General features: G+C 44.0%; 11 protein-coding genes. 3 read left to right on the forward strand and 8 right to left on the reverse strand.

The window, feature by feature from the left end; all coding sequences use genetic code 11:
- Positions 1-38: 38 nt before the first annotated feature.
- Positions 39-962, reverse strand: coding sequence for a CAP domain-containing protein (locus NSQ26_RS08685; protein ID WP_176763725.1), 924 nt, complete (start codon positions 960-962; stop codon positions 39-41).
- A 419-nt stretch (positions 963-1,381) separates the two neighbouring features.
- Here NSQ26_RS08685 and NSQ26_RS08690 point away from each other — a divergent pair, with 419 nt between their 5' ends.
- Positions 1,382-1,975, forward strand: coding sequence for a cell wall hydrolase (locus NSQ26_RS08690; RefSeq protein ID WP_499717859.1), 594 nt, complete (start codon positions 1,382-1,384; stop codon positions 1,973-1,975).
- Between the two features lie 91 nt (positions 1,976-2,066).
- Positions 2,067-3,278: a CCA tRNA nucleotidyltransferase gene (locus NSQ26_RS08695; RefSeq protein WP_499717860.1), complete on the forward strand. Its 1,212-nt coding sequence runs from the start codon at positions 2,067-2,069 to the stop codon at positions 3,276-3,278.
- A gap of 1 nt (position 3,279) precedes the next feature.
- On the opposite strand, the gene NSQ26_RS08700 is transcribed toward NSQ26_RS08695, so the two are convergent.
- The 5 genes from NSQ26_RS08700 to NSQ26_RS08720 all read right to left on the reverse strand — a co-directional run bounded on the left by NSQ26_RS08700 (position 3,280) and on the right by NSQ26_RS08720 (position 8,938).
- Complete coding sequence (locus tag NSQ26_RS08700; RefSeq protein WP_499717861.1) at positions 3,280-3,696, reverse strand: thiol-disulfide oxidoreductase DCC family protein; 417 nt, start codon at positions 3,694-3,696, stop codon at positions 3,280-3,282.
- Positions 3,697-3,853: 157 nt separating this feature from the next.
- A complete protein-coding gene (locus NSQ26_RS08705) occupies positions 3,854-5,173 on the reverse strand; it encodes an alpha/beta hydrolase (protein WP_499717862.1) in 1,320 nt (439 codons plus the stop codon).
- 107 nt (positions 5,174-5,280) lie between these two features.
- A complete protein-coding gene (locus NSQ26_RS08710; RefSeq protein WP_499717863.1) occupies positions 5,281-6,567 on the reverse strand; it encodes an acetyl-CoA hydrolase/transferase family protein in 1,287 nt (428 codons plus the stop codon).
- Positions 6,568-6,720: 153 nt separating this feature from the next.
- The gene (gene fabF, locus NSQ26_RS08715) at positions 6,721-7,962 is read right to left on the reverse strand and encodes a beta-ketoacyl-ACP synthase II (protein ID WP_090774430.1); all 1,242 of its coding nucleotides are present in this window, start codon (positions 7,960-7,962) and stop codon (positions 6,721-6,723) included.
- 40 nt (positions 7,963-8,002) lie between these two features.
- Complete coding sequence (locus NSQ26_RS08720) at positions 8,003-8,938, reverse strand: beta-ketoacyl-ACP synthase III (RefSeq protein WP_499717864.1); 936 nt, start codon at positions 8,936-8,938, stop codon at positions 8,003-8,005.
- A gap of 200 nt (positions 8,939-9,138) precedes the next feature.
- Between NSQ26_RS08720 and NSQ26_RS08725 the strand changes: the two genes are divergently transcribed.
- Positions 9,139-10,737, forward strand: a complete 1,599-nt coding sequence (locus NSQ26_RS08725) for a peptide chain release factor 3 (RefSeq protein ID WP_499717865.1) — start codon at positions 9,139-9,141, stop codon at positions 10,735-10,737.
- A 339-nt stretch (positions 10,738-11,076) separates the two neighbouring features.
- Here the strand turns inward: NSQ26_RS08725 and NSQ26_RS08730 are convergent, their stop codons facing one another.
- Both NSQ26_RS08730 and NSQ26_RS08735 read right to left on the reverse strand, forming a co-directional pair.
- Complete coding sequence (locus NSQ26_RS08730; RefSeq protein ID WP_499717866.1) at positions 11,077-11,778, reverse strand: NAD-dependent epimerase/dehydratase family protein; 702 nt, start codon at positions 11,776-11,778, stop codon at positions 11,077-11,079.
- Between the two features lie 29 nt (positions 11,779-11,807).
- Positions 11,808-12,500: a hypothetical protein gene (locus NSQ26_RS08735; RefSeq protein WP_090774426.1), complete on the reverse strand. Its 693-nt coding sequence runs from the start codon at positions 12,498-12,500 to the stop codon at positions 11,808-11,810.
- Positions 12,501-12,532 lie beyond the last annotated feature (32 nt).

Below are 12,532 nucleotides of genomic sequence, written 5' to 3' on the forward strand. Positions count from 1 at the left end.
AGGCTGACATGGATACGATCCAGTCAGCCTTTTTAAAATTACTTTTTAAACATTTGTGTAAACATCTTTCCGTAAGGACCACCGTCGACAATGCCAATTCCAACCTCTGTGAAATCTCCCATAATATTCGCGTAGTGACCAGAAGAATTCATCAGTGCGCGATGCGCTGCTTCTACCGTTTGATTTCCTGCAATATTTTCAGCTGCAGAACGATATTGGATACCAAAGCTGCTCATCATATCAAACGGCGAACCGTATGTTGGGGAATTATGTGAAAAATAATTTCCTGTAATCATGTCTTGCGATTTCACACGTGCCACTTTTGTCAAATCGATATTGACTTTTAATGGCGCTAATCCCGCTTGCGTCCGCGCTTCATTCACTAAGTCTGCCATTTGTTGTTCTTCTTGCGTCAGTTCACTTGGCGTTTCCACTTCTTCTTTTTTGTCTTCTTTTACTTCTTCTGGTGCAGGTGTTTCAACTTCCTGCTCCGGTGTCTTTGTTTCTGTTGGCACTTCTTCTTTTTTCTCAGGTTCTTTGGTTTCTACTGGTACCTCTTCTTTTGGTGCTTTTTCTTCTTGTTTTGGTTCAGGTGTTGTGGATGGTTCCTTTTCTTCTTTCTTCTCAGGCGCCTTTTCTTCTGTTGGTGACTGTTCTTTTTGTTCAGGCTTATGTTGTGTTGGTGTGACAGTTAAGTATTTTGACCATTCACCAGCAGTCAATTCTTCTAACAAAGCTTGCAAGTTCATCGTGCCTCGATCCAAACGCTTATACGTCACTTTCATATCACGCAACATGCTTCCTAGTGAATAACAGTTGTTCCAGCTGTTGCCTTTCTTCACTTTGTAAACATAAGGACCATCGACAGATACATAAACACCTGCCTTAGCCTCTGCCATATTTGTAGACGAGAACCCCGCCAACGTTGCTGCTGCAATTCCAGCAATCAATAATTTTTTCATCTTAACGTCCTCCTATAAGTTCGCACGCATTTCTTTCTCACAGCGCCGTCATTGATTTGTTCTTGAGTGCATCGTAGCATAGGAAAATCACCTGTTTCTATGGTAAAAGATTCATGTAATACCAACTGAGTCTCATTTATGACAGTGGAATGAACCTTGGTATGAAAACTTCCATTACAAATGGGAATAAAAAATACAGCTGGAAATTTCTTTGAACTGTTACACAACTGTAATGACGCGCTTTTCTTGTTACATCGTTGTAACAAAAGGGTTTGCGCCCACATGCCTCTTTATTTACAACTGTGATTCATAAAAAAATGGACAACTTTACCTCTCTTTTTCTATACTCATTTCTGTTAAAATAGTGATTAACTATGTGCATTTTATCTGATCGTTTTAAATTAAGAGGTGACACTACGATGTTAAAAAAGATTTTATATGTATTGATCGGATTCATCAGCATTCACTGTTTATCCATCACTGAAGTAAAAGCAAAGACTTTAACACATCCCGTTCAGTCAGGGGATACGATCTACCTTTTAAGTAAGCGGTACGGAATTCCACAAGCTGCAATTATGCGGATTAACAACATGAAAGAACCAACACTTTACACTGGGAGAACGATCACGATCCCTGCTGCCGTTTCTCACGCAGAGCGGGAATTGTTGGCTAAACTTGTTCATGCTGAAGCGCAGGGCGAACCTTATGCAGGAAAAGTCGCTGTCGCTGCTGTCGTATTAAACCGCGTTGATCATCCATCCTATCCAAACAACGTCCATGATGTCATTTATCAAGTCATGCCATCTGGGCATTACGCGTTCTCTCCTGTACTGGATGGTGCGATTCATCAAACCCCAAATGAAGAAGCACGACGGGCTGTCAATGAAGCACTTGCTTATCGTGGACAAGGGCAAGGTTCTCTTTATTTTTACAATCCTGCTACAGCCACAAGCAGTTGGGTTGCCACACGAGAACGGACCATCGTCATTGGCAACCATGTTTTTGCGCGATAAAAGTAAAAAGCCATCATTCTAGTAGACTAGGATCATGGCTTTTTTGTTATACTTAATCATAACTGCTGTTTAGAGAGGAGTACATACACCGTTGACACATATCACACACAACACATTTATCACTTCTTTTGGCACATCACGTGTATCTTATTTAGAACAGATTGCTCAGCAAGCAGATGAAATGACACTCCCGGTCTTTCTTATCGGTGGGAGTGTGCGGGACTTACTACTTTCGCGTCCACATACAGACATCGACATTGCTGTCGAAGGAGACGCACCGCAATTTGCCAACCATCTTGCACAAACATATGGTGGGCACGTACATACACACGATCATTTCCAAACAGCGACATGGATAAACAACGAAAAAATCATTGATATTGCTTCTTGTAGAAAAGAATATTACGACCACCCTGGCGCACTCCCACGCGTCACTCGTTCCTCTCTTACGGAAGATTTGGCTCGGCGCGATTTTTCCATTAATGCACTCGCTGTTTGTTTAAATTGCGCGCGCTTTGGTGAACTCATAGATTTGTATCATGGACACAATGATTTACAAACAAAAACCATTCGCGTCCTCCATCCAAAAAGCTTTCAAGATGATCCAACACGCATTTTCCGTGCTGTGCGCTTCGCTTTACGACTTGATTTCCAACTTGATCCAGCGACCGTCTCATACGCTAAAAATGTTGGTGATGCGTTACATATGATTAGCGCTGATAGGCTTTACACCGAGCTTGAACGACTAGCCGAAGAACGCGGTTTATATAACGGGAGCCGTATGCTTGACGCACTTCATGTATGGCATACGCTTTTTGGGAAAAAACCAACGTCAGACGCCTGGAACCATGTTTACAAGCTTAATGAGGCAGGGAAGCTACAACCGTTTGAATTACTGCTCGCACTATCATGCGGTGCGCCACTTGAAAAGTATGAACGTACAAAGATAGAAAAAAGGCGCCAACGAGAATGGCGCACAGTCTCGTGGGATAAGGTGAATAAGACAACAACCCAAGGAGAGCTTCATCAACTACTTGCATTTATCTCTGATAAAAGTATCATATTTGCAGCTTATGCACTTTCTCATCAAGATCAAACGCGCTTGCTTACTTACGTACAACAGCGAAAAGAAGTCACATGCACACCTCTTTTATCGGGAAAAGACTTACAAACATTAGGACACACACCCGGTCCTCACTTTTCCCACTGGTTGTTTGCGCTCACATGTGCACAACTCAATGGTGAAGTGACGACAAAAAAAGAGGCGACAACATGGCTCAGCGATTATATCGCAAACCAGTAGCTCACCCGTCTTCCTCTTTTTGTTGCTGTAGGGACGGTACTTGACATACACCATCCTCGCATCCGCCTGTCGGCAGAATTGTGCGCCTGGCGGCAATCTGGTCATACACAAATTGACCAAGCCCTATCACAGATGCCACCCATAAGAGTGGTACAAATGCACGTAAGCGAGGCACTTGGCGCGCAATGACACGGATGCTATGAATGCCTTCTCTCACCCGATTTTTGTCTAATTCATACGTATGCATGCGCTGCTCCAACCGCTCGACATTTAACCCATATCGCTCCGTGATTCCCTCCTCACGAAAAGAAAGAAACTGTAACCGCCCACGTCGATCCCACTTCCGCAAATGCGCAACACTTTTTTTGCAAAAAGAACACCAACCATCGTAAAACACAATAACTTTTTCTGTAGCCATCACGCTCATCTCCAACTTGTGACATAGTCAGGGACTAAGACTCCATCTTCATTATATCCTATGCTCACGATGAATTGAAAGTTTCAACACCCTTTTCTAAGACTGATCATTACCAATTTTCCAATCCAGTCTTTCATCGTCTCTTTCCTCCACCCTATCAATGTTTCATCCATTCCGCCATATCCACAATGACTTCTTCTGCAACATAAGCCGGTACTTGATAACCAGCAAATTTTTCTTTATTCGGCGCCTCTCGCACGAACAAATGGTTCAACTGCGGATAATTTTTTAATGTTGCTTTTTCCTGCCCCGCAAGCAGCTGTTGCCACACAACAAAGTCTGTTTCCGTCCGAACTTGTGCGTCTTTATCACCGTGTAATACAAGCAACGGCTTAGAAAGTGTATGCATATACTCTTCCATATCAAATGTCAACATGTCGCGAAGGTAAAATGCTGGCATTTCAAACACTGTTTCTGCTTCAGCTTCCTCTTCTGTCCAATCAAGTAGTTTCTCTGCTTTTTCTCGCTCCGACATGAGCCATGCTTCCCATTCTACTCGTTCTTCTTCATCTTTTTCCGCCCCAAACTCTAACAGTTGGTCATAATATATTTCCCAAAACGTCCGCGGACTCCCACCAAGAGAGACTAATCCCGCAAAATCTCCACCTTCGACATCCATTCTCGGCGCTAACATGCCCCCTAAACTATGGCCGACAAGATAGACAGCATCTGCATCTATACGCGCGTCTTCTTTTAAAAGCGCGGTCGCAAATAGCGCATCTTCAATCGTTTCTTCCCATACAGTAAAGCGCGCACCAAACTCAGCAACCAGCTCTGGCAAATGAACGAATGTGCGCTTATCATACCGAATGGAGGCGATCCCTTGTTCAGCTAGCCCGTAAGCAATGTCTCGGTACGTCTGTGATGGAAACATTGGTACGCCATCCATATCATTACCGCCCGAACCATGCACAATCACAACTGCCGGCACTGGTCCTTCCACATTCCCTGGAATCGTTAATTTCCCTGACAATGGGTAATTTGTCCCCTCACCAATGGTAATGTCTTCTTCCACCGCATGACTAGGTAACGCTAAACTCATTTCTGTTACCTGAATGTCACGTAATTTCCCTTGATTAGAAAAAGTAAGTTCGAACTTGACGACCACGTTTTCAAATGTAAGTACGACATGCACCACAATCGATTCCTCTTGCTCTTCCACTTCCACCTTCGTATCCACATGAGCACCTGCGTCTGCAATATAAGTCTCCCACAACTCTTCCAGGTCAGCAATCGAATATTCTCCTTGAGCTATTTCTCCAAAGAAATTGCTGTGAATGTGACTAAAATCCTGTTCCAGCATGGAATCAACCATCTTCTCTACTTCCTCTTCAATGTCTACCTGGGCACCTTGTTTACAAGCACCGAGCATCAATAAAGCAAGCAACACTAGCGTCCATTTTGAAAGCGCTGACATAAAAGCCCTCCTTTTTTCACTTTTCTTTATTTACGAATCAAACTTTATAAAAGTTTCACCTAAATGGAAAAAGGTACATGGTTTTTTCCATGCACCTCCTCTTTTTGTTAATCCAAATATCCCATCTCCCGTGCTTCCTGCGTCAGCTTTTCACGGAAGTTTGGATGCGCAATCGCAATGAGCGCTGCTGCCCGCTCACGAATCGTTTTGCCGCGTAACTTCGCGATGCCGTACTCTGTCACGACAATGTCTACATCATTTTTTGATGTTGTCACGATTGCCCCTGGTGATAGACGCGAGACAATTTTGGAGATCGCACCTTGTTTTGCGCTCGCATGCAAACAAATGACACCTGTTGCTTCGCGCGACATACGGGCACCGATACCAAAATCACCCTGTCCCCCTGTCGAAGAGTAATACGAACCAGCAACGGTTTCCGCATTACATTGACCGAGCAAATCGACTTCGACTGCTGCATTAATCGTAAATAGGTGGCTCATTTCACGCATGAGACAACTATTATTCGTTTCGTCAACCGGCATCATTCGGATCGACTCATTGTGATCCATGAAGTCATATAGCCGCTGACTTCCATAAGCAAACGCAGCGGTCATTGTGCCTGGCGCAAGCAAATTATTCACATTTGTCACTGCACCACTTTCCATTAAATCGACGACTTTATCAGGAATCATCTCCGTGTGAATCGTCAAGTCTTTATGCTCACGTAAATCATTCATAATTGCATTAGGAATCGCCCCAAAACCAATTTGCAACGTCGCACCATCATGAATGAGTGCTGCAATGCGCTTCCCAATTTGCTCATCCTCTTGTCGAAGTGGGATTTCAGGTGTCACCGGAAGTGGTCGTGTACTTTCCACGAACGCCTCTACCGCTTCAATATGAATATGGTTTTTCCCATACGTATAAGGCATATGCTCGTTCACTTCTAAAATTACTTTGGCGCCTGATTCAACTAAAGACATGACATAATCACAGTTTGTCCCGAGCGAAAAATAACCATCATCATCCATTTTTGAAACCGTTGCTAATACAACAGGTTGGTGTGTGATGTCTTGCAAAAGCGCTGGTAAATCAGAAAAGTGGTTTGGAAGCAGATCAATCTTCTTATTGTAAAATGCTTTTCGCTCATCTCCGGCAAGAAACATGGAAATAATTTTTAATCGCGCTGGATCGACGTCAATGACGGGACCAAGCGATAACATTTGGAATAAACGATTTCCTGCAAGCTTTTCATGCTGCGGAAGTGCTTCAACGAGCACGCGCGGCTCCCCAACAGCAAGTGGCAAAACAATGTCCACACCAGCCTCGATGCTTGACAATGCCTCTAATGCTGTACCCCTCTTTTTTTGTTCATATAACGCTTGCCATCTCATCTATATCCCTCCACCACGAGTCATTATTGTCTATTATACGACATTTTTCGCAAAAGAGATACATGTGATTGAGCGCTCGTTCATATTTTTTAGGAGGAGCTTTGGGGGAACGGTCGCAGGACGTAAAAAAGCAGGAAATTCCCTGCTTTTTGCTTACTCTACCCACTTTCTAAACACGAGCGTCGCGTTATGCCCACCAAACCCTAATGAATTGCTCATCGCAACCTGTAGATCCGCTTTCCGCGCTTCATTCGGCACATAATCTAAGTCACAATCCGAATCGGGGTTTTCTAAATTCATCGTCGGTGGCATGATGCCATCTTCTAACGCTTTTATAGTAAAGATCGCTTCAACCGCACCCGCTGCCCCGAGTAAATGACCAGTCACCGATTTCGTTGAACTCACTGCCAAATCATATGCATGCTTACCAAAAACGGTTTTAATTGCCTTCGTCTCAAAACGATCATTTAATTCCGTACTTGTTCCATGTGCATTTATATAATGAATCTCTTCAGGTGCAATGTTTGCATCATCTAATGCCATTTGCATACAGCGTGCGCCACCTTCTCCTTCTGGGGCTGGACTCGTCACATGATAAGCATCACCCGTTGAGCCATAACCAACAATTTCTGCATAAATGTGCGCGCCTCGTGCTTTGGCAGCATCTAAACTTTCTAAGAGGAGTACACCTGCACCTTCTCCCATTACAAAACCACTACGATCCCGATCAAATGGACGCGAAGCTGTTGTTGGGTCTTCACTTGTTGTGACTGCTTTCGCTGAGCAGAAACCGGCGACCGACATACTTGTGATAGGTGCTTCACTGCCACCAGCGAGCATCGCATCTGCATCACCACGCTCGATCACTTTAAATGCATCACCAAGAGAGTTTGTTCCTGATGCACATGCTGTCACAGAACATGAATTAGGTCCCTTTGCGCCCGTCGAAATGGACACTTGCCCACTCGCCATATCAGGAATCATCATCGGCACGAAAAACGGGCTGACGCGGCGATGCCCTTTCTCCAAAAAAGTCCGGAATTGGGACTCATACGTTTCCATCCCGCCAATTCCTGAACCAATCCATACACCAATACGATCCGCATTTTCATCTGTAATCTCAAACTTCGCGTCCTCTAATGCTTGTTTTGCTGCTACAACCGCATACTGGGTAAAGCGATCCATTCTACGTGCTTCCTTACGATCAATATATTCCGATGGGTCAAAGTCTTTTATTTCTGCTGCGATCTTCATCGGGAACGCATCTTTGTCAAGACGCGTCAGTGGCCCGATCCCAGACACACCTGCGACCGCTTGTTTCCAAGAAGTTTCTACATCTAGCCCGAGCGGTGTTACCGCGCCAAGTCCTGTTACAACTACACGTCTTTTGTTCACTTTGATTCGCCCTTTCTATGATCATTTCTACATCAATCAATTAGCGCCCCCAGCGCATAACAAGAGAACCCCATACAAGTCCTGCGCCAAAACCAACTAAAACAATGACATCTCCATCGTTAATTTTACCATTTTCTAGTTCTTCTACAAGTGCCATTGGAATAGATGCTGAGGAAGTGTTACCATATTTGTTTACTGTCACCGACATTTTCTCTAATGGTAAATCAAGCCGTTCTCGTGCCGCTTCCATAATCCGAATGTTAGCCTGATGTGGGATAAGAAAATCAACATCTTCCTTCGTTAATCCGGCTTTCTCGAGTACACGGATAGATGCATCCCCCATTTGTCTCACGGCAAACTTAAATACTTCGCGCCCATTCATTTCAATATACTTGCCTTGTTGGTTAATATGCATCCCGCCACTGCCGTCTGCACCTAAATCAAAAGCAAGAATCCCCTTATCATCGGCAACAGGGCCGACAATACATGCACCCGCACCGTCGCCAAATAACACAGCGGTATTACGATTATCCATATCGGTAATTTTTGATAATTTTTCAACACCAATGACGAGGACATGGCGATACGCACCTGTCTCTACAAATTGTGCCGCTGTTGCAACACCATAAATAAAGCCAGCACACGCTGCACTAATATCCATCGCCGCCGCATTTTTCGCACCTAAGCGCTCTTGAATCATCGTTGCTACGGTTGGAAAAGGCATATCTGGTGTCACTGTCGCCACCAAAATGAGATCTAACGCTTCAGCTGCCATTTCTGCTGTCTGCAACGCATGACATGCTGCCTCATAAGCCATTTCCGATGTTTCGATCCCTTCAGCAATTCGGCGCTCTTCTATTCCAGTTCGTGTTCTAATCCATTCATCTGTTGTATCTAGCATTTGCTCTAACGCTTCATTTGTCACACGTTTTTCCGGCACATAACGCCCCATACTTAGAATCCCTGCTTTTGCCATCCGCCTCGCTCCCTCTCCTATATATGAGGAATGAATGAGCACACCTTTCCATTCCTTGATATATAAACAAGTACTTGGAATTAGTACCTCATCCTAATATTAGCAAACAATCTATGTCACTGTCTAGTCCAGTTTGTTGGATCCACGAAAGATTGTTATAATGAACTCATCTAATCAGTAGAAATGAGGTCCAACTTTTCATGGGGACAAATACACAACAAGAAATAGCCAACCGACGCACATTTGCGATTATTTCGCACCCCGATGCCGGGAAAACAACTTTAACAGAGAAACTCCTTCTTTTTGGCGGTGCGATTCGTGAGGCCGGAACGGTAAAAGGACGCAAACAATCCAAACATGCGATGAGTGATTGGATGGAAATTGAAAAACAACGGGGAATTTCTGTTACGAGCTCCGTATTAGAGTTTCTCTATGACGGCTTTCATGTCAACATCCTTGACACACCTGGGCATGAAGATTTCTCAGAAGATACGTACCGGACGCTTACCGCTGCTGACTCGGCAACAATGCTCATTGACGCCGCCAAAGGGGTCGAGGCTCAGACGAAAAAATTATTTAAAGTATGTAGAATGAGAGAGATCCCGATCTTTACGTTTATTAATAAACTTGACCGTCAAGGGCGCGATCCATTTGACTTACTTGAAGAGCTTGAACAATTACTCGGCATTCGCGCGTATCCAATGGTTTGGCCAATCGGGATGGGGCAGTCTTTTAAAGGCGTCTACAATCGTCATGAAAAACAACTCGAATGCTTTAATCCGGAAAACCCAAAAGACATTGATATCATCTCTGTCGATGGACCTAATGATCCAACCATTGATAACGTCATTGGCGACGAAGCGCTTGTTGAACAATTTCGCGAAGAGCTTTCCTTATTAGATATAGCTGGGGATGCTTATGATGTCACGCAAATCGCTGCTGGTACATTGACACCCGTTTTTTTCGGAAGTGCCATCTCTAACTTTGGTGTACAAACATTTTTAAACCATTTCCTAAAACTAGCACCTGCACCGACCCCAAGAGAAAGTTCCATTGGACTAATTGATCCGATGACGCACAATCAATTTTCTGGCTTTGTCTTTAAAATTCAAGCAAACATGAACGCCAAACACCGTGATCGCGTTGCATTTTTACGCATTACATCCGGTACTTTTAAACGTGGCATGAGCGTCAAGCACGCGCGCACGAACAAAACGCTCAAGCTTGCACAACCAACGCAATTTTTAGCACACCAACGTAGCACAGTCGATACCGCTTATGCTGGCGACATTATCGGATTATTTGATTCCGGCTCCTTTCGGATTGGGGACACGCTCGTCGAAGGCACATCGTTTACCTTTAATGAAATGCCACACTTTTCACCAGAGCATTTTTCTGAAATTCACGTGAAAGAAGCATTGAAACATAAATCGTATGAAAAAGGGTTACAACAATTAACAGAAGAAGGCGCGATTCAGCTGTTCCGTACGTACAACAGCCACCTCGAAAAGCAAATTGTCGGTGTTGTCGGCGTCTTGCAATTTGAAGTACTAGAACATCGACTAAAGTCCGAATATCACGTTGACATTACGTTAACACGACAGCCGTTCTCACTCGCTCGTTGGGTCACAGGGACGGAAACCGACATGGCAAACTTCGCAAACAAACAACGTAACCTCGTCACTGATCGTGAAGGACGACTCGTTGCGTTATTTGAAAATGACTACCAAATGCGGACAGCGGTAGAGAAGTATCCGGATATGACATTCCATGAGAACTCTTTCTTTCAAGTAGAGTAGTACGAAATAGGTACAAAAACAACATTTGCGTATTCGAACTGGAATGACGTATAAGTCATATCACTAAGAAATCGCCTAGAGAAACGCCCCAGACGGTAAATGCTGAATTCCCCCTATCAAGTAACAAAATTGAGCTAAGCGGCTTGAGTCCTACATTCTACAGGACTGAGGCCGCTTAAACGTTTCTCGACATTATTCGTCGCAACCGTGAATGACAGCGATTCATATACGGCATGGCGCCATCTCCTCTCGTAGGAGATGTACCAAAGCCCAATCATGAGTATTCACTTTATCATATATACATCGTGTAAACATGATCATCAATAAAGTCTCACTCCCTTACTGCTCATCTTCCAACGCTTGCTGCCGCGCCCATTCTTTTTTCTCCTCTTGCCACGCCACAAATCCTTCGTCAAATGTGTATGCAGGCTCAAACACCAATGGGCACAGTGATTCTTCCTCTTCATCCTCTCGTGCTTGCTCACAATTACCGACTTTACAGACGTGACTCCCTGTCAACGTCAAGGCACACAACAACACACTTATTGCATCTTCAATATATAACCAGTCAGGTGTATCCGCTGCCTCACGCGCACCCAAAAGCATTTCCTCTGTCTTTTGCGATTGATGTAAGCCGTATATGAGTGGCAACTGTAAAAGCATATAGTCAAACCCTCGCGCTTCTGCATGTACCTCTACTTGCTTTGCACATACTTCGTTAACTGACATAGCAATGATTACGCGCCGTTCTTCATTACATTGAAGAAACGTTGCCTCAAGTGAAGACGTATGTTCATCTACAAAGTTTGCTACGTAAATAACCGCTGTCACACTTTCTGGCAATCGATAGTCTTCAATCGCCACTCGTTCAAATTGAAATTCCGCATGCCGCCCCAAGTACATTTCTAATTCCAACTGCCCTTTTGCTCGATCTGTATGTAAAGGATCCACGGCAATCACCTTGTATCCTTCGTCTAACAACCGTCGACATAGATGAAAACCGAGGAACCCTAATCCACCGACCACTGCCACTGTTTCCATTATCGATTCCCCCTCGTTTGCTACTCTTTTTATTGAAACTGTTTAAAAAAAACGACAAGTTGCTTTGCGAGCGCTTCACTAGAAATAGCTGTCGGCAAGAAGTGAACATCAACTTGTTCAGATTCTGGTAAAGGTGCCAATGTTTGTGTTTTGTTTACAAGTCGACGAAAAATACGTACTGGCGCTAGCAACCCTTTTTGATGATAAAGATTGTCTTGTTTCTTCAACCATGCCATTGTAATTGGCAATGCAACACCATGTGCCACTGACAATGCACGTTCATAACGTTTTCTATCTATATCATTCATTACTTCTTGTTCAAAGTAAGATTTTAAACTTAAGGTTGGATTGAGTAAAGCAACAGCCCGTAATTCAATCCCTGACTCATATAGTAATTGTTTTGCAACAAGCGCACCGGCTCCTTCTGCCAAAAGAAAAATGCGTCGATTCACCGTTTCTTGCTTTAAAAACATGTGTAACAGTCTCTTTGTATGAAGGACCGCTCTCTTGGACCCCCAATGAGCACCATACAAAGAAGACGTAAACACAGTGTAGCCCGCTTTCAATAAACACTTTAACAAGGGTTCGCATCGATTCAAGGGCAGCTCACGATCAATGCCATGATCCGCAAAGAAAAAAATTGCAAATCCATTTGGGCGCTCTGGTAAGAGGCAACGGTTCGTACAGCCATCAAGATCGACATACCGCACATACACAGACATGACTAATCGCTCCTACATGACAGGTTTTCACA

It is taken from the genome of Bacillus sp. FSL W7-1360 (genome assembly GCF_038592975.1).
Classification (GTDB): domain Bacteria; phylum Bacillota; class Bacilli; order Bacillales; family Bacillaceae_D; genus Shouchella; species Shouchella lonarensis.